This is a genomic window from Micromonospora sp. DT46 (assembly GCF_049841735.1).
GTDB lineage: Bacteria > Actinomycetota > Actinomycetes > Mycobacteriales > Micromonosporaceae > Micromonospora > Micromonospora reichwaldensis.
The window spans coordinates 139,298-157,866 of record NZ_JBNCKW010000012.1; the positions used below are offsets into that span (position 1 = coordinate 139,298).

The 18,569-nt window shown below is 72.7% G+C and carries 13 protein-coding genes; 12 read left to right on the plus strand and 1 reads right to left on the minus strand.

Annotated elements, in window-relative coordinates; genetic code table 11:
- The first annotated feature begins 43 nt into the window (after nucleotides 1-43).
- The 8 genes from ACLQ20_RS28505 (at nucleotide 44) to ACLQ20_RS28540 (ending at nucleotide 11,755) form a co-directional block, all read left to right on the plus strand.
- Nucleotides 44-622: a hypothetical protein gene (locus tag ACLQ20_RS28505; protein WP_225852009.1), complete on the plus strand. Its 579-nt coding sequence runs from the start codon at nucleotides 44-46 to the stop codon at nucleotides 620-622.
- The gene (locus ACLQ20_RS28510) at nucleotides 619-1,224 is read left to right on the plus strand and encodes a copper resistance CopC family protein (RefSeq protein ID WP_151453274.1); all 606 of its coding nucleotides are present in this window, start codon (nucleotides 619-621) and stop codon (nucleotides 1,222-1,224) included. The genes ACLQ20_RS28505 and ACLQ20_RS28510 overlap by 4 nt, the downstream gene beginning before the upstream one ends.
- A gap of 135 nt (nucleotides 1,225-1,359) precedes the next feature.
- Entirely contained in the window at nucleotides 1,360-2,355 is a 996-nt protein-coding gene (locus tag ACLQ20_RS28515; protein WP_358122073.1) for a DUF1702 family protein, read from the plus strand.
- Nucleotides 2,356-2,540: 185 nt separating this feature from the next.
- A complete protein-coding gene (locus tag ACLQ20_RS28520) occupies nucleotides 2,541-3,503 on the plus strand; it encodes a DUF1702 family protein (RefSeq protein WP_151453272.1) in 963 nt (320 codons plus the stop codon).
- A 73-nt stretch (nucleotides 3,504-3,576) separates the two neighbouring features.
- Nucleotides 3,577-9,399, plus strand: a complete 5,823-nt coding sequence (locus tag ACLQ20_RS28525; RefSeq protein ID WP_358122077.1) for a type I polyketide synthase — start codon at nucleotides 3,577-3,579, stop codon at nucleotides 9,397-9,399.
- A 3-nt stretch (nucleotides 9,400-9,402) separates the two neighbouring features.
- A complete protein-coding gene (locus ACLQ20_RS28530; RefSeq protein WP_132238187.1) occupies nucleotides 9,403-9,843 on the plus strand; it encodes an acyl-CoA thioesterase in 441 nt (146 codons plus the stop codon).
- A 20-nt stretch (nucleotides 9,844-9,863) separates the two neighbouring features.
- A complete protein-coding gene (locus ACLQ20_RS28535; protein WP_151453270.1) occupies nucleotides 9,864-10,397 on the plus strand; it encodes a flavin reductase family protein in 534 nt (177 codons plus the stop codon).
- A complete protein-coding gene (locus ACLQ20_RS28540) occupies nucleotides 10,394-11,755 on the plus strand; it encodes a cytochrome P450 (protein WP_151453269.1) in 1,362 nt (453 codons plus the stop codon). Before ACLQ20_RS28535 ends, ACLQ20_RS28540 begins: the two co-directional genes overlap by 4 nt.
- A gap of 437 nt (nucleotides 11,756-12,192) precedes the next feature.
- Here ACLQ20_RS28540 and ACLQ20_RS28545 read toward each other — a convergent pair whose 3' ends face one another.
- A complete protein-coding gene (locus ACLQ20_RS28545; protein ID WP_151453268.1) occupies nucleotides 12,193-12,969 on the minus strand; it encodes a helix-turn-helix domain-containing protein in 777 nt (258 codons plus the stop codon).
- Between the two features lie 458 nt (nucleotides 12,970-13,427).
- Here ACLQ20_RS28545 and ACLQ20_RS28550 point away from each other — a divergent pair, with 458 nt between their 5' ends.
- The 4 genes from ACLQ20_RS28550 to ACLQ20_RS28565 all read left to right on the plus strand — a co-directional run bounded on the left by ACLQ20_RS28550 (nucleotide 13,428) and on the right by ACLQ20_RS28565 (nucleotide 18,517).
- The gene (locus ACLQ20_RS28550) at nucleotides 13,428-14,105 is read left to right on the plus strand and encodes a MerR family transcriptional regulator (RefSeq protein ID WP_358122080.1); all 678 of its coding nucleotides are present in this window, start codon (nucleotides 13,428-13,430) and stop codon (nucleotides 14,103-14,105) included.
- Between the two features lie 414 nt (nucleotides 14,106-14,519).
- Complete coding sequence (locus ACLQ20_RS28555; RefSeq protein WP_425858128.1) at nucleotides 14,520-16,427, plus strand: CRTAC1 family protein; 1,908 nt, start codon at nucleotides 14,520-14,522, stop codon at nucleotides 16,425-16,427.
- On the plus strand, nucleotides 16,424-17,479 hold the full coding sequence (locus tag ACLQ20_RS28560; protein WP_425858129.1) for an enediyne biosynthesis protein: 1,056 nt from the start codon (nucleotides 16,424-16,426) through the stop codon (nucleotides 17,477-17,479). Before ACLQ20_RS28555 ends, ACLQ20_RS28560 begins: the two co-directional genes overlap by 4 nt.
- Nucleotides 17,480-17,668: 189 nt before the next feature.
- Complete coding sequence (locus tag ACLQ20_RS28565) at nucleotides 17,669-18,517, plus strand: hypothetical protein (protein WP_425858130.1); 849 nt, start codon at nucleotides 17,669-17,671, stop codon at nucleotides 18,515-18,517.
- Nucleotides 18,518-18,569: the final 52 nt, after the last annotated feature.

The following is an 18,569-nucleotide window of genomic DNA, read 5'->3' on the forward strand; positions in this document are numbered from 1 at the left end:
GGCGTGGTGTCTCTCGCGCCCGTGACCCTTCCAAGGAGGAAACGTGACCAGCTACCAGGCGACCCTGCCCGGAGCTTCCGGGCGTTGGGCGACACTCAACGGCGCGCACCACCGGGCGGCCCTGAACGCCTTTCTCGTCATCGTGCTGGCGCACTGGGCCGAGCACCTGGTGCAGGCGTACCAGATCTGGGGCCTGGGCTGGTCGCGGCCCGAGGCCCGCGGGGTGCTCGGCATGCCGTTCCCGTGGCTGGTCAGCTCGGAGTGGCTGCACTACGGCTACGCCATCGTGATGCTCGTCGGGCTGTGGATGCTGCGCCCCGGCTTCGTCGGGCGCAGCCGGAGCTGGTGGACCGCCGCCCTGGCGATCCAGTTCTGGCACCACATCGAGCACCTGCTGCTGCTGTTGCAGGCGCAGACCGGCCGGCACCTGTTCGACAGCCCCGTGCCCACCAGCCTGCTCCAGGTCGTGATCCCCCGGGTCGAGCTGCACCTGTTCTACAACACGGTCGTCTTCGTGCCGATGGTGATCGCGATGTACCTGCACCTGCGGCCCTCCCCGGCGGAGGCGGAGCTGATGTCGTGCAGCTGCCGGCAGCCCGAGGTCGCGGCCCAGCCGTCATGACCACCGTGGACGGCGCCCGTCCGCCGGCACCGCCCACGTCCGTCGGGGCGGTGCAGCGGGCGGCCATCGCCGTCGCGGTCGGCATCGTGCTGTCGATCGTGGCGCTGCTGGCCTTCGGCACTCCGGCCGAGAGCCGGAGGTTCATGCTGAACCCGGGCGACGGGTCGGTCGTCGGGGTCGCGCCCGCCGAGGTGACGCTCACGCTCGGCGGCGCCGAGTCGGCCGAGAACGTGCACCTGGCCGTCACCGGACCGACCGGGGCGGTCGTCTCGATCGGGAAGGCGGCCGTCCGCGACGGCCGCCTGGCCGTGCGGGTACGCGACGCCGGGCCGGGCGCGTACCGCGTGGCCTACCGGGCCCTGTTGCCCGACGGCCGACAGGTCGCCGGCCTGGCCGGCTTCACGGTGACCCCCGGCGCCGTTCCGGCCGGGCCCGTCGCCGCGCCGATCGGGGACGAGGCCGCGAACGCCAGCCACGACCACGCCCGGATCGACGGCATCAACGGCGTGCTCCTCCTGCTCGACCTGGGCCTCGTCGCGGTGGCCCTGCTGCTGATGTTCCTCCGTCCGCAGCGGGGAAGGGGGCCCGTCACCGGCCCGTGACCCGCCCACCGCGCGGCCCCGCCCGTCGCGGCGGATGAGCGCACAGCAGAAGACGCGGCCCCGGCCGGCGCGGCGTGACGATGAAGTCACCCGCCGGCCGGGGCCGGCGTCGTCGTAACGACAGGGGGATCTGCCATGCCGACGGTACTGGGCTCCATGCGTCGACTGCTGATGGCACCGACGCTCGCGGAGGTGACCTTCGCGCGTCGGGGCTTCCCCGGCCCCGCCACGGAGGTCACCCGCCGGCTGGAGGCGGTTCCGCAGTCGGTCGTCTGCGGATTCGAGTGGGGCATCGACACCCGCGACCCGTGGGAGCTGGAACGCCGGCTCGCGCTCGTCGACCGGGAACTGCTCGGCTTCGCCTACGAGGGCGCCACGATGGCCTGCACCATCCTCGACGTGATGGGGCCAAGGCGCGGCACCCGCACCCGGGACCTGCTGCGGGGCCCCGGCGCGCCGCACCTCTTCCTCGCCTACATCGGCATCGGCTTCGCGATGGCACGCCTGCCGCGGCCCCTCTGGCGGCACGTCGTGCCGGACCTCACCGGCTCCCCGTACCACCCGACGATGACCTGGCTGGCCGTGGACGGCTACGGGTTCGACCGCGCCTACTTCCACCTCGACCGCTGGGTGACCCGGCAGGAGCGGCTGGCGGCGTACCCGTGGCAGGGCCACGGGGACTACTTCCTCCGGGCCACGGACCAGGGCCTCGGCCGGGCGCTGTGGTTCATCCACGGCGCCCGCACCGCCGACGTGGCCGGGGCCGTGCGGGCCTTCGCCGCCGACCGGCACGGCGACCTGTGGAGCGGGGTGGGGCTCGCCGCCACCTTCGCCGGCGGCGCCGACGCCGAGGCGCTCGCCGCGCTGCGCGCCGACGCCGGCCCGTGCGCGCCGGACCTGGCCCAGGGCGCGGTCTTCGCCGCCAAGGCCCGCAGCCACGCCGGGCACGTGCCGGCGCACAGCGAGGCGGCGATGCACGCGCTCGGCGGCCGGTCCGTGGCCGCCGCCGCGGCGCTCGCCGACGACGTGGCGGTCCGCGCGGAGCCGGCCGGGCCGGTGCCCGCGTACGAGGTGTGGCGGCGCAACGTCCGCGCGCACTTCGAGCCGGCCGGCATCAACCACGGTCGCTGAGAACCGCCCGCGTCGTCCCCCGGACGGTCGCCGTGCCGCCGCGTGCCGACGGTGCACGTGAATGTTCCGCCTAGTTGCGACGAGTGCGCAAGGTTGAAGAAATCAATCCTTCCCGCGCTTGCCATCATCGAAATGGATGTCCATCCCCGGTAAACGGAAACACCGACCCTTTGGGGGAACGTGCCATGCAGAGCCTGCGTGATCTGCGGCGCAGAATCCTGACGCCAAATATCTCCGAGACGAAAATGGACGTGCGCGGATTCCACGTGAAGAACGAGGAATCGAAGGCGCTGCTCGAAACCGTCGGCGCCTCATTCCTCGCCGGTTACGGATACGCCGCCGAGGCGCCGACGACCGAGGCGGCCGAACGCCGCCTGGAAACGGTGCCGACGCGTTTTCGTGGTTTCGCGTACGAGGGCGCCGCGATGGGCTTCGCCGTCCGGGACGCGCTGCGGCCGGGCCGCCCCCGGCACGTGGCGGGTCTGCTCGCCGGCCGGGGCGACGCGCACGTCTACATGGCGTACGTCGGCGTGGGCTGGGCGATGGCCCGGTTGCCCCGGATCCGCTGGGGCCAGTTGTACGCCCCGGACCCGCTCCTGCGGTGGCTGGTGCTCGACGGCTACGGCTTCCACCAGGCGTACTTCCACACCGACCGGTACGTGTACGGGCAGTACCGCCACCCGCGGTTCCCGTGGCCGGCCGAGGGCCCGCGCGAGTACGCCGACCGGGTCATCGACCAGGGCATCGGGCGGGCCACCTGGTTCGTCGGCGGCACCGACGTGGACCGGGTGACGGAGATCTTCGCCGCGTTCCCCGCGCACCGGCGGGCCGACCTGTACGCCGGGGCGGGCCTCGCCGCCACCTACGCCGGGGGAGCCACCGAGGCGGACCTGCACCGGTTCCGCGACCGGGCCGGCGACTACCGGGTGGACCTCGCCCAGGGCAGCGCCTTCGCGGCCGGGGCCCGGGTACGCGCCGGTCTGGTCGTCCCGCACAACGAGGTCGCCACGCAGGTGTTCTGCGGCATGTCCACCGCCGAGGCGTCGAAGGTGACCGACGTGACCCTGCCCAGCGGGCAGGACGGCGGCACGCCCGCCTACGAGCGGTGGCGCCAGGCCATCGCCGCCGAGTTCGAGGGGCGGTGCTGACCGTGGCGCCCCACCCAGCGGCCCGTCCCGCGCCCAGGCGGTCCACCACCGCACGCAACGAAGGAGAGACCTCGTGACAAGGATCGCTGTCGTGGGGATGGCGTGCCGCTACCCGGACGCCACGTCGCCCCGTGAACTGTGGGAGAACGCCCTCGCCGGGCGGCGGGCCTTCCGCCGGCTGCCCGACGTGCGGATGAGTCTGGACGACTACTGGGATCCGGACCCGGCCACGCCCGACCGCTTCTACGCCCGCAACGCGGCGGTCATCGAGGGCTACGAGTTCGACCGCATCGCCTACAAGATCGCCGGCAGCACCTACCGCTCCACCGACCTCACCCACTGGCTCGCCCTCGACATGGCGGCCATGGCGCTGGCCGACGCCGGGTTCCCGATGGGGGAGGGACTGCCCCGCGAGCGCACCGGCGTGGTCGTCGGCAACACGCTGACCGGCGAGTTCTCCCGGGCCAACCAGCTGCGGCTGCGCTGGCCCTACGTGCGCCGCATGGTCGCCGCCGCGCTCAAGGAGCAGGACTGGGACGACGACCAGCTCACCACGTTCCTCGACGACTTCGAGGCGACCTTCAAGGGCCCGTTCCCGGAGGTCGACGAGGACACCCTCGCGGGCGGCCTGTCCAACACCATCGCCGGGCGCATCTGCAACCACTTCGACTTCAAGGGCGGCGGCTACACCGTCGACGGCGCCTGCTCCTCGTCGCTGCTCTCCGTCGCCACCGCGTGCAAGACCCTCTCCGACGGCGAGGTCGACGTGGCGGTCGCCGGCGGGGTCGACCTCTCCATCGACCCCTTCGAGATCATCGGCTTCGCCAAGACCGGCGCGCTGGCGCGCGGCGAGATGCGGGTCTACGACCGCGGCTCGAACGGCTTCTGGCCCGGCGAGGGCTGCGGCATGGTGGTCCTGATGCGCGAGGCCGAGGCCCGCCAGGCGGGGCACCGCATCTACGCCACCATCGCGGGCTGGGGCATCTCCTCCGACGGCAAGGGCGGCATCACCCGGCCCGAGGTCGCCGGCTACCAGCTCGCCCTGCGCCGGGCGTACGACCGGGCCGGGTTCGGCATCGAGACCGTCGGGCTCTTCGAGGGCCACGGCACCGGCACGCAGGTGGGCGACGCCACCGAACTCCAGGCCCTGTCCCTGGCCCGGCGCACCGCCGACGAGAACGCCGCCCAGGCCGCGATCAGCTCGATCAAGGGCATGATCGGGCACACCAAGGCGGCGGCCGGCGTCGCCGGCCTGATCAAGGCCGCGATGGCCGTCCACCACGAGGTCCTGCCGCCCACCATCGGCTGCGTCGACCCGCACGAGATCCTCACCGCCGAGCAGTCCGCGCTGCGGGCCCTGCGCAAGGCCGAGGCGTGGCCGCGCGGCCTGCCGGTGCGCGCCGGCATCACGGCGATGGGCTTCGGCGGCATCAACACCCACATCGTGCTGGAGAACGGGCAGCCGCGTCGCTCGTCCCGGCTGGACAGCCGCTTCCGCAACCTCGCCGCCTCGATGCAGGACGTGGAGCTGCTGCTCGTCGACGGGGGCAGCCCGCAGGAGCTGCGCGAGCGGTTGCAGCGTCTCGTCGAGTTCGTGCCCACGGTGTCGTACGCCCAGCTGGGCGACCTCGCCGCCACCCTGCACCGGGAACTGCGCGACCTGCCGTACCGGGCGGGCGTGGTGGTCTCCTCGCCGGAGGACGGCGAGCGGCAGCTGCGCCGGATCTGCGACGCCCTCGACGCCGGCGAGGTACGCCTGTTCTCCTCCGACGGCCGCTGCTTCCTGGGCCACGTGAGCGGCCCGGGCCGCATCGGCTTCCTCTTCCCCGGGCAGGGGTCCGGCAAGGGCACCTCGGGTGGCGCGCTGCGCCGCCGCTTCGCCGACGTGGAGGAGGTGTACCAGCGGGCGGCGCTGCCGAGCAGCGGCGACATGGTCGCCACCGCGGTGGCCCAGCCGCGGATCGTCACCGGTTCGCTCGCCGGCCTGCGGGCGCTGTCGCTGCTCAACCTCGACGCGACGGTCGCCGTCGGGCACAGCCTCGGCGAGATCGCCGCCCTGCACTGGGCCGGCGTGCTCGACGAGGAGGCCCTGCTCCGGGTCGCCGGCGTGCGCGGCCGGACGATGGGGGAGCACAGCGCCTCCGGCACGATGGCCAACATCGGCGCCCCGCCCGAGCGGGTGGCCGGGCTGATCGCCGGCCTGTCCGTGGTGATCGCCGCGTACAACGGGCCGGAGCAGACCGTGATCGCCGGCTCGGAGGCCGCGGTGGAGGACGCCTGCGAGCGGGCCCGCTCCGCCGGCCTGCGGACCACGCGGCTGTCGGTGTCCCACGCGTTCCACTCCCCGCTGGTCGAGCCGGCCGCGGACGCCTTCCTCGGCGCGCTGGCGGGGGAGCGGTTCGGATCCGTCACCCGGCGGGTCGTCTCCACCGTCACCGGCGAACCGCTCGCCCACGACACCGACGTCTCCGCCCTCCTGCACCGCCAGATCACCGACCCGGTGCTGTTCAGCCAGGCCGTGGCCCTCGCCGCCAAGGAGGTCGACCTCTTCGTCGAGGTCGGCCCGGGGCAGGTGCTCTCCGGCCTCGCGGCGGCCAGCACCGACCTGCCGGCGGTGGCGCTCAACACCGACGACGAGTCGCTGGCGGGCCTGCTGCGGGTCGCGGCGGCCGCGTACGTCGTCGGCGCCGGCGGCGTGGAGGGCACCCTCTTCCACGACCGGCTGGTCCGGCCGCTCGAGGTGGGCCAGAACTTCCGCTTCTTCGCCAGCCCCTGCGAGTCCGCCCCGGTGGTGAGCCTGCCCAAGGGCGCCGGCGTCCGGGCGGCGGTCCCGTCGACGGCGAACGGGCAGCGGCCGGAGTCGGAGCAGCCGGCCGGCGAGTCGAGCCTGCAACTGCTGCGCCGGCTGGCCGCCGAGCGGGCGGAGCTGCCGCTGGAGATGGTGCACGACGGCAGCCAGCTCCTCGACGACCTCCACCTCAGCTCGATCACCGTCGGCCAGCTGGTCAACCAGGCGGCGCAGCAGCTCGGCGTGCCGGCCGCGCAGACTCCCACCAACTTCGCGACGGCCACCGTCGGGCAGCTCGCCGAGGCACTGGAGCAGCTCGCCCGGACCGGTCGGGACACCGACGCGGCCGGCCCGGCCATCGTGCACGGCGTCGCAGACTGGTGCCGGGCCTGGTCGGTGGACCTCGACGAGGCGCCGGCCCCGGTCGCCGCCCGGGCCGGGGCCGACGGAGCCTGGCAGCTGTTCGCCCCCGCCGGTCACCCGCTCGCCGAGCCGCTGCGCGCGGCCCTGCAGACCGCCGGCCTCGGCGCGGGCGTGCTGGTGTGCCTGCCGGAGCGGTGCGCCGAGGCCGATCTCGAACTGGCCCTGCGCGGCGCGCAGGCGGCGACGGCCGCCGCCCCCGGCACCCGCTTCGTCCTCGTCCAGCAGGGACCGGGCGCGGCCGGGCTGGCCAAGACGCTACGGCTGGAGGCGCCGCAGCTGCGCACCACCATCGTGCACACCCCGCCGGTGCCGGAGGCCGTGGCCCGGGTGACGGCGGAGGTCGGCGCCACGGACGGGTTCGCCGAGGTCCGCTACGACGCCGCCGGGCGGCGCCGGGTGCCGACCCTGCGCGGGCTGCCGGTGCGGCCCGCCGAGACGCGGCAGCCGCTGGGCGCCGAGGACCTGCTGCTGGTCACCGGCGGCGGCAAGGGCATCACCGCGGAGTGCGCCCTGGCCATGGCCGTCGACAGCGGCGCCGGCCTGGCCGTGCTGGGCCGCTCCGATCCCGCCCAGGACGACGAGCTGGCCGCGAACCTCAAGCGGATGGCGGACGCCGGCGTACGGGTGCGCTACGCCCGGGCCGACGTCTCCGACCCGGAGCAGGTGCGGCAGGCCGTCGACGGGCTCGTCGCCGAGCTGGGACCGGTCACGGCGGTGCTGCACGGCGCGGGCCGCAACGAGCCGGCGGCGTTGACCGGCCTCACCATGGACGCGTTCCGCCGCACGTTCGCGCCGAAGGTCGACGGCCTGCGCGCCGTGCTCGACGCGGTCGACCCCGACCGGCTGCGCCTGCTGGTGACGTTCGGCAGCATCATCGGCCGGGCGGGCCTGCGCGGCGAGGCGCACTACGCCACGGCCAACGACTGGCTGGCCGAGCTGACCGTCGACTTCGGCCGGCGTCACCCGAACTGCCGCAGCCTCTGCCTGGAGTGGTCGGTCTGGTCCGGCGTCGGCATGGGTGAGCGGCTGTCCGTGGTCGAGGCGCTGACCCGCGACGGCATCACCCCGGTCACCCCCGACCAGGGCGTGCAGATGCTCCGGCGCCTGCTCGCCGACCCGCAGGCACCGTCGGTGGTGGTGGTCAGCGGGCGTACGGAGGGCATCGACACGGTCCGGATGGACCGTCCGGAGCTGCCGCTGCTGCGGTTCGTGGACCGCCCGCTCGTGCGCTACCACGGCGTCGAGCTGGTCGCCGAGGCCGAGCTGAAGCCGGTCACCGACCTCTACCTGGACCACCACCGGCTGGACGGCAACCTGCTGTTCCCGGCGGTGTTCGGCATGGAGGCGATGGCCCAGGTCGCCGCGGCGGTGACCGGACGCGACGACACACCGGTGGTCGAGCGGGCCGAGTTCCTGCGGCCCATCGTGGTGCCGCCGGAGGGCAGCACCACCATCCGGATCGCCACCCTCGTGGTCGACGACGACGTCGTGGACGCGGTCATCTACAGCGCGGAGACGGAGTTCAGCGCGGCGCACTTCCGGGCGCGGCTGCACTTCACCGGCACGCGACCGCCGGCGGGCCCGCCCGAGCAGGTGCCCGCCGGGCTGCCGGCGGTGCCGTTGGAGCCCGCCACCGACCTGTACGGCGACATCCTGTTCCAGGGTGGACGGTTCCAGCGGCTGCGCCGCTACCACCGGTCGGCCGCCCGGCACGTCGACGCCGACGTCGTCACGGCTCCGCAGACGCGCTGGTTCGCCGACTACCTGCCGGACGCCCTGCTCCTCGGCGACCCCGGCGTGCGGGACGCCCTCATGCACGGCAACCAGGTCTGCGTTCCCGACGCGACGCTGCTGCCGGCCGGGATCGAGCGGCTGCACCCGGCGGGGACCCGCCTGACCGGGGCGGAGGAGCTCCGCTACTGCGCCGAGGAGCGCAGCCGCGACGGCGACACCTACGTCTACGACATCGCGCTGCGCTCCGCCGACGGTGTGGTCGTGGAGCGGTGGGAGGGCCTGCGGCTGCGGGCGGTACGCAAGAAGGACGGCCGTGGCCCGTGGGTCGCGCCGCTGCTCGGCTCGTACCTAGAGCGGGCGGTCGGCGACCTGGTCGGCGGCGACGTCGCCGTCGCGGTGGAGCCGACCCCGACGGAGCAGGGCGGGCGCGGCGAGCCGTCCGGGCAGGGCACGCCGGACGAGACCCGTCGGCGGCGGGCCCGGACCGCGGTGGCCGCCGGCCGGGCCGCGGGCGGGCCGGTCGAGGTCGCGTACCGGCCGGACGGCCGCCCCGAGCTGGCCGACGGGCGGTCCCTCTCCGCCGCGCACGCCGAGGACCTGACGCTGTGCGTGGTGGGGACCGGGCCGCTGGCCTGCGACGTCGAGGCGGTACGCGCCCGGGAGGAGTCGGTCTGGCAGGGCCTGCTCGGCGCACACGTCGACCTCGCCCGGCTTTGCGCCGCCGACGGCGGGGAGTCCCTGGACGCGGCGGCCACGCGGGTGTGGGCGGCGATCGAGTGCCTGCGCAAGGCGGGGCTCTCGCACCGGGCGCCGCTGGCCGCGGTGCCCTCGGACCGGGCCGGCTGGCTGGTCTTCGCCTCCGGCGACCTGCGGATCGCCACGCTCGTCACGACCGTGCGGGACCTGCCCCAGCCGATGGCGTTCGCGATCCTCACGGAAGGACGGGCGTAGGCGATGGACAAGTACTTCGAGTACCTGCACACGGTGGGCTTCGAGGAGACCAACCTCGTCGGCAACGTGTACTACGTCAACTATCTGCGCTGGCAGGGGCGCTGCCGGGAGATGTTCCTGAAGGAACGGGCGCCGGACGTGCTGGCGGACGTACGCGACGACCTGAAGCTGTTCACCCTCCGGGTCGACTGCGAGTTCTTCGCCGAGATCACCGCGTTCGACGAGCTGTCCATCCGGATGCGCCTGGTGGAGCTGGCGCAGACCCAGCTGGAGTTCAGCTTCGACTACGTCAAGCTCGACCGGGACGGCGGCGAGACGCTGGTGGCCCGGGGCCGGCAGCGCATCGCCTGCATGCGCGGCCCGAACACCCGCACCGCGCCGGCGAGGGTGCCGGAGGCACTGGTGACGGCGCTCGCGCCGTACACCTCGGCGCGGCGCACCTGACGGCGCGAGGAGGAGACGTCGTGGACGTACAGCGAACACTCACCGTCGGGACGCCCGACGTGACGGCACTGCGGCGGGCGTACGGCGCATTCGCGACCGGCGTCACGGTGGTGACCGTCGGCGGTGCCACCCCGCACGGGATGACCGCCAACTCGTTCACCTCGGTGTCGCTCGACCCGCCGTTGGTGCTGGTGTGCGTCGACCGGAACGCGGTGATGCACGCCTGTCTCTCCGAGACCCGGGAGTTCGGGGTCTCGGTGCTGACCGACGACCAGGAGAAGGTGGCCCGGTACTTCGCCGACGGGCGGCGACCGCTCGGCGGCGAGCAGTTCGACCAGGTGGACTGGCGGCCGGGCGCGACGACGGGAGCGCCGCTGATCAGCGGCGCCCTCGCCCACTTCGAGTGCGAGGTGTGGCGTTCCTACGACGGCGGCGACCACACCATCTTCCTCGGCCGGCTGCTCTCCCTGGAGCGCCGGTCGGACGGGGAGGCCCTGCTCTTCCTCTCCGGACGGTTCCGTCAGGTCGAGCGGGAGCGGAGTGAGGCGGCATGACGACGATCGAGGGAGCCGCCCGGCGCACGCCGCCGGGCCCGCCCCGCTCCGCCGGCCTGCAGATGCTGGTCCTGATGGGCCGGGACCGGCTGCGGATGATGACCCTGGCCGCGGAGCGGTACGGCGACGCCGCCCGGCTGCCGGTCGGCCCCAAGCAGCTCTACTTCTTCAACCACCCCGACCACGCCAAGCACGTCCTGTCGGACAACAGCGCCAACTACCAGAAGGGCATCGGCCTGGTGCACGCCCGCCGGGCGCTCGGTGACGGCCTGCTCACCAGCGAGGGTGAGCTGTGGCGCAAGCAGCGCAAGGTGATCCAGCCGGCGTTCCAGAAGGGACGGCTCGCCCAGTACGCGGGGGTGATCGGCGAGGAGGCCGCGCTGCTGGTCGAGCGGCTGGCGGCGCGGGCCGGCGGCCCTCCGGTGGACGTGCTGGAGGAGATGACCACGCTGACCCTCGGGGTGCTCGGGCGGACCCTGCTCGACGCCGAGCTGAGCGGCTTCCACGGCGTCGGCGGGTCGTTCGCCGCCGTGCAGGACCAGGCGATGTTCGAGCTGGAGACGCTCAGCGCGGTGCCGCCGTGGATCCCGTTGCCCCGGCAGTTGCGCTTCCGGCGCGCCCGTCGCCACCTCCAGCAGGTCGTCGACGAGCTCGTCGCCGGCCGGGGCCGGAACGTGGACGGCCGCGACGACGTGCTCTCCCGCCTGATCATCTCGACCCGGCTGGAAAAGGACCCGCGGGTGGCCCGGCAGCGGCTGCGCGACGAGCTGGTCACGCTGCTGCTGGCCGGGCACGAGACGACCGCCAGCACGCTGGGCTGGAGCCTGCACCTGCTCGACCGGCATCCGGAGATCCGGCAGCGGGTCCGCGAGGAGGCCGTGACGGTGCTGGGCGACCGGCTGCCCGGGTACGAGGACCTGCACCGGCTGCGCTTCACGGCGATGGTGGTGGAGGAGGCCATCCGGCTCTATCCGCCGGTCTGGCTCCTGCCCCGCAAGGCCCAGCAGGCCGACGAGATCGGCGGGTACCACGTGCCGGCGGGGGCGGACATCCTCATCTCCCCGTACACCCTGCATCGGCATCCCCGGTTCTGGGACGAGCCGGACCGGTTCGACCCGGACCGCTTCGACCCGTCGCGCAGCACGGAGCGCCCCCGGTACGCGTACATCCCGTTCGGCGCCGGCCCACGGTTCTGCGTGGGCAACAACCTGGGCATGATGGAGGCCACCCTCGTCCTGGCCATGCTGCTGCGGGACGTGCGCCTGGCCGGTGTGCCGGGCCGTCCGGTGGTGCCCGAGCCGATGCTGTCGCTGCGGGTGCGCGGCGGGCTGCCGATGACGGTGCACAAGGTCGACTGATTGCCGCGCAGCGGTCCCGCGGGCGCCACGGCGTCCGCGGGACCGCTGCGTGTCCGCCCGGGCGTCCGCACCGCCCCGGACGGACGCCGGCTCCGCGCTGGCGTGACGCGGGGACGTGGACGCGGGGCGTGACGGGAGCGCCGGCGTGACGCGGGGGAGCGCGTGAACGGGGCGTGACGCGAACGGGGGCGTGACGCCGGGGAGCGGCGTGAACGGGGCGTGACGCGGCGGCGTGCACGGGGGGCGTGACGCGGGGGCGGCGTGCACGGGTGCGGCCCGGCGGCGTGCACGAGGCGGTCCGTCGGCGGACATGGCGGTACCCCGGCCGTCGACGCCGTTGCTGGCGCCGGCGGCCGGGGTGCCTCGTGGCCGACCGCGGGTGACGCGGCGGTGGGGAGCGCCGCCCGAGGGGTACGCGGTGCTCCGCCGGGGGCGGGTCAGGCCGCGTACACCTCGGCCCGGTTCTCCCCCTGGGCCTGGCGTTCGCTCGCCGCCTTCCGGCTGTCGAGCAGGGCCAGGAGCACCGGTGGGTCTATCTTGGACACCTCCTTGAGGTGGGCGTCCGCGGTCAGGGTCTGCCGGCCGCGGACGACCAGCGGACCCACCGCGGACACCATCATGGTGTCCTGCTGGAGCCGGAGCACGTCGCCCGAGACGGAGTGGCACAGCAGGTACCAGGTGCCGTCGGGCACGTTCACGAAGCGGTAGACGCCCGGCGACTCCATGATGGCGCAGCGTGCTGGCGGGCCCTCGGGGATGCGGTGCTGGAACAGCCCCATGAAGATGAGCCCGGGCACCGGCCCGCGGGCGGGGGCGGTGACCCGCCCGGTGATGGTGCCGTGCGTCTGGCCCGACGGGCGTTGGGTGGGGATGCGCGGGGCGAAGCCGCCCATCCGCCGGTACGTGGTGGGTGGCAGGCCGACGCTCTTGGTGAACCTGGTGCTGAACGTGCCGACGCTGTTGTAGCCCACTCGGAGGCTGATGTCCGTGACGTTGAGCCTGGTCGTGGTGAGCAGCCGCTTGGCCTCCTGCAGGCGGATCGCGGACAGGAACCGACCGGGCGAGATGCCGGTGACCCGCTGGAAGATCCGCGTGAAGTGGAACTTGCTGAACATGGCTGCGCGTGCCATGTCGTCCACCGTCAACTGCTCCGATAAATTGCTGCGCATCGTGTCGATCGCTCGTTCCACTGCCTGCTCTGCGCTGTCGTGCATTTGTCTCCCCCGGATTGCGGACAATCCCAATGTGTGGATGTGGCGAATTGGGCCGAGTCATTTGGGAGCATCGACCGCCACTATTCCCCGCTAACCGCAGTCGATGCTAGCCGAGGCCGGACGGCCGGTCAACACGTTCTGCGTTCGGAGAGTAGCGCGGAGTGACGAGGGGGGGCTTATCAATTCTTGCCCAGAATTGGCAAGTGCCACTGTACGTTCCGGATGAAGATCGCTAAGATTGCGCTTCGTATTGTGGAACTCGCCAGTATCCGCGCCGCCTTCTATCAATCCTTAGCGTAATTTTTCGGACATCGGCGGCGCGTTCCGATGCGTGGCGATCAAGTGGCCCGCGCCCCCGTCGCCGGCGTGTCCGATCCGCCGTGGATGAGCATCGATCAATGGCTAGCGATCGATCTCTATGGCAAGATTGCCCAAACGTTCGCCAGGGCGGAGGACGCGTGCGTATCTCGGAGCTCAGTCGACAGAGTGGCGTGTCGGTCCCGACGATCAAGTTCTATCTGCGTGAGGGATTGCTTCCGGCGGGCCTGCCCACCGGTCGCAACCAGGCGGACTACAGCGAGCGGCACCTGCGCCGGATCCGACTGATCCGGACCCTGAGCGGGATCGCCGGGCTCGACCTCTCGTCGGTCCGGGAGATCCTGGCGGCCATCGACGACGACGAGGTCACCCTGCGCGACGCGTACCAGGTGCTGGACCGCGCCCTCTACCTCGACGGGTCGGAGACGCTGGGCAGGGCCGCCGTGGACTGCGCACGCACGGAGGTGGCCGAGCTGGCCGACGGGCTCGGCTGGTCCCGCGAGACCAGTGCCTCCGGCGGCGAGGTGCTGGCGCAGGTGCTGGCCGGGCTGCGCAGCCTCGGCTGCGAGGCCGACGCTCCCTTCTTCCTCGCCTACGCCCGCGCCGCAGAGCAACTCGTCGTCGCGGAGCTCGACCTGCTCGCCGGCGACGGCGGGACCGAGAAGGGTCCCGCGATCGTGCGCAGCGTCCTGTTCGGGGTCGCCCTGTCCGCCCTGCGCCGCATGGCGCATGAGCACCACGCCGCGCTGCGATTCCCACTGAATACGGTTGAGTGCGGTCCTCGAACAGGTGAGATGCCGGATCCAACCGGCCGGTAACGTGCGCGCCCTCCCTCGGCCACTGAGCAACTTTTGAGAAGAACTCAAGCCGTGCTCCCGCGACCATAAGTGGGCCGGTGGCGACTTTCGCGGCCGGTTCACCAGGCATCGTGAAGGGACCGCACGCCATGCCTCGATCGGCTGAGAATGGGCAGCGCCGGCCACGTACGCCGTAGCGCCCCGCGTGAGTGAATGCCCCGTTCCTGCGGCAATCAACTGCCGATGGATGACAGCGATAAAATTGTCGCCGGGACAATTCACTCCATTTCTCGGTCGGCGACACTGCCCGTCGCCAGACCCGGCCGCACGGCGAGATCAGCCGCTGCACGGCACGGGTGGTGGCCCAATCTGGAGGGGAACCCCTTGCCATCCCAACCCGTCGGCGCCATCCGCCGAATCATTCCCGCTGTCTTCGTGTTGGTCCTCGTGGCCGCGTTCTTCGCCGTGGCCCGGCTGCCCAGCGCGTCGGCCGAGGAGCGTCAGACGCTGGCGTCGCGGTTCGGCTTCACCGAGCTGCCGATCGCGCTGCCGCCCGGCCTTCCCGAGCGCTCCGTGCGGCCCGTCAATCCCGAGTACGAGCACATCCGCGCCTGGGTGTCGTCGGTCGGCGCCGCCGTCGCGGCCAACGACCTCGACGGCGACATGATCGCCAACGACCTCTGTCTGGTCGACACCCGCAGCGACAGCGTCATCGTCACGCCGTCGCCCGACGGGCCCGCCCGGTACGCGCCCTTCGTGCTGGACCCCGCGCCCCTGCCCACCCACAAGTCGATGGCGCCGATGGGCTGCGTGCCCGGCGACTTCAACGGCGACGGCCGCACCGACCTGCTCGCCTATTACTGGGGTCGTACGCCGGTGCTGTTCCTGCACCGCGCCTCCGCCGCCGGACCGCTGGCCCTGGGGACCTACCACCCCACCGAACTGATCGGCCAGCCGTCCTCCTCCAGCGGCGAGTACCAGGGCAAGTTCTGGAACACCAACGCGGTCGCGGTCGCGGACTTCGACGGCGACGGCCGGCCGGACATCGGCGTCTTCAACTACTTCCCCGACAGCCAGGTGCTCGACCCGGCCGGCCAGCCGAACGTCGAGATGAACCACTCGCTGTCCCGGGCGCAGAACGCCGGCGGGGCGCACGTGCTGCGCTGGACCGCCGCCACCAGCGGCGACAACCCGACCGCGACGTACGTCGAGCAGTCCGCCATCCCGCCGCAGTACGCGACCGGCTGGACCCTCGGCGCCGGTTCCGCCGACATCGACGGCGACCTGCTGCCCGAGCTGTACCTGGCCAACGACTTCGGACGGGACCGCTTCTTCCACAACGTCTCCACGCCGGGGCAGATCCGCTTCGCGATGGCGGAGGGACGCCGCGGCGCGCTCACCCCGAAGTCCATGGTGGTCGGCCACGACTCGTTCAAGGGCATGTCCATCGAGTTCGGTGACCTCGGCGGCACCGGCAAGTTCGACATGTTCGTCAGCAACATCACCACCTCCTGGGGCTTGGAGGAGAGCAACTTCGTCTGGCGCAACAACTCGTCGAGCCTGGCCGACGCCCGCAAGCGGTTGAGCGAGGGCAAGGCCGTCTTCGACAACAAGGCCGCCGAACTCAACATGGCCTGGGTCGGCTGGGGCTGGGACGCCAAGATCGCGGACTTCGACAACAGCGGCGAGATGTCGGTGGTCCAGACCGCCGGGTTCGTCAAGGGCAAGATCAATCGTTGGTCCTGGTTGCAGGAACTGGCCATGAGCAACGACCTCATGCTCCGTAACCCGGCCATGTGGCCCAAGGCCGAGCCGGGCGACGACATCGCCGGCTCCGAGCCGTTCGCGTTCTGGGTGCGGGAGAAGAACGGACGCTACGCGAACATCAGCGCCGAGCTCGGCATGACCGACAGCACCCCCAGCCGTGGGGTGGCCGTCGCCGACACCAACGGCGACGGGGGTCAGGACTTCGCGGTGGCCCGCCAGTGGGGCGCCCCGTCCTACTACCGCAACGACAAGCCCGGCAACGGCAACTTCCTCGGCCTGCGCCTGTGCCGCCCGGGTGAGGACGGCCGCGGCACGCCCGCGTACGGGGCCCAGGTCCGGGTGAAGACCGCGGACGGTCGTACCCGCGTCGCCCAGCTCGACGGCGGCAGCGGCCACTCGGGCAAGCGCAGCTTCGACGTCTTCTTCGGTCTCGGTGACGCCGGCGCCAAGCCGGTCTCGGCGGAGATCGCCTGGCGCGACCTGAACGGTGGCGTGCACAAGCAGACCCTCGACCTCGCCGCGGGCTGGCACACGATCATGCTCACGGACAAAGCCCAGGAGATGAACGCCAAATGACCGACGTCCGAGACAGCGCCCGCACCGACACCGACGTGAGGGGGGTGGGGGGCACCGCGGTCGCCGACGCCCCGGTCGGCCCGGCGCCGGCCGTCACCTTCGACCGTAACGCGGCGGTGGCGGCCACGCCCGGAGCTCCCCCGAGGGTCGACCGGCGGGACCCCCGCTACCTGGCCCTGCGCAACTTCGCCCTCTCCATGAGCATCTTCAACATCCTCGGCTACACGGTGCTCGGCTTCGAGCAGCCCTGGACCTGGCCGCTGCTCGCCCTGGCGGTCGGTTACGCCACCGAGATCGTGGTCGAGCTGGTCACCGCCCGCGCCAACAAGCGCCCCGCCGCCTTCACCGGCAACGGCGCCTGGGGCATGTACACATTCCTGCTGCCCACCCACATCACCGCGCTCGCCGCGAACATGCTGCTCTACGCCAACGACAACTTCTGGCCGATCGCCTTCGCGGTGGTCGTCGCCATCGGCCAGAAGGCGATCTTCCTGGCGCCGATCAAGGGCCGCATGCGGCACTTCATGAACCCGTCGAACTTCGGCATCACGGTGACCCTGGTGGCCTTCTCCTGGGTCAACATCGCCCCGCCGTACCACTTCACCGAGGACGTCCCGGACATGATCCGGATCCTCGTGCCGCTGGTCATCCTGACGGCCGGCACGGTGCTCAACGGGGTGCTGACCAAGAAGATCCCGCTGGTCGTGGGCTGGGTGGGCGGCTTCGTCATCCAGGCGCTCGTGCGGCACTTCATCTGGGACGTCGCCCTCTGGGCGGCCCTGCTGCCGATCACCGGTGTCGCGTTCGTGCTCTTCACCAACTACATGATCACCGACCCGGGCACGACGCCCAGCTCGGGTCGGGCCCAGTTCATGTTCGGCGCGAGCGTCGCCGGCGTGTACGGCGTGCTGATCACCTTCAACGTCGTCTACACGCTCTTCTTCGCCGTGACGATCGTCTGTCTCGCCCGGGGCCTGCTCTGGTGGGGCATCTGGCTGCGTGACCGCTCCCGGCGTGCGAACACGCCGGAGGCGCGGCCCGCCGTCACCTGACGCACGGGCGGTCCGTCGCCGGCGCGGCCCCGGGTGGGCGCGCCGGCGACGGACCTCGTTCCGACCGACCCGCACGGCAGAGAGGAGAGCGAGGCGATGAGCGTGCACCACAGCCCGCAGGCCCCACCGCGAGGTGTGCCGCCGCAATCCGTACCCCGGCCGGTGGCCCGCCCCGGACGGACGGCGGTGATGAGCGCCGCGGCGGGCGTGCTGCTCGCCGTGCTCTGGTCGTTCGAGCTGGTGGACTCGGTGATCGGCGACACCGTCGCCGACACCCTGTTGGGCCATGACGCTAAGGGCACCGCCATCACCGGCACCGCGGCGGGGCTGCTGTTCGCCTTCGTGTCCGGCTTCGCCGGGACCTTCACCGCCTGCAACATCGCGATGGCGGCCTCGGTCGGCCCGATGAGCCAGGCCGGCGCGGCCGGGCGCCGCCACGGCGTACGGTCGCTGCTGCGGCCCGTCGCCTGGTTGACGGTCGGCATGCTGGCGGTGTCGGCGACCTACGGCGCGCTCGGGGTGCTGCTCGGCGAACGGCTGCCGCAGCTGTCCACCGACACCGTGGGCGGGATGCCCGTACGCCTGATCCAGTCGTCGGTGGTCTTCGGCCTGATCGGCCTCGCGCTGACCTACCTCGGGCTGGCGGCCCTCGGCCTGCTGCCCGACGTCTTCGCGCGCCGGCCGGTGGCGCGGGTGGTCGTCATGGGCGCCCTGGTCGGGGGGTTCCTGGTCGGCCGGCCGTACCCGCTGTTCAACAAGCTGTTCCACTGGGCCGTCGACACCGGCAACCCGGGGTACGGCGCGCTCGCCTTCGCCCTCCAGTCGCTGGGCAACGTGCTGATCGTCGCGGCGCTCTTCGCGGTCCTGATCCTGGCCAGCCGGGGTCGGTTCCTCGCCTGGATGGCGTCGCCGCGCCGGGCCGCGACCGTGACCGGCGCGCTGCTGGTCGCGCTGGGCGTCTTCACCGTCGTGTACTGGGACCTGCGCGTGCCCGCGATCTTCGGTGTGGGCTGGTTCCCGACGATGCCGTACAACTGAGCGGCGCGACGACCGACGGCGCCCCCGGTCCGGGCTGGACCGGGGGCGCCGT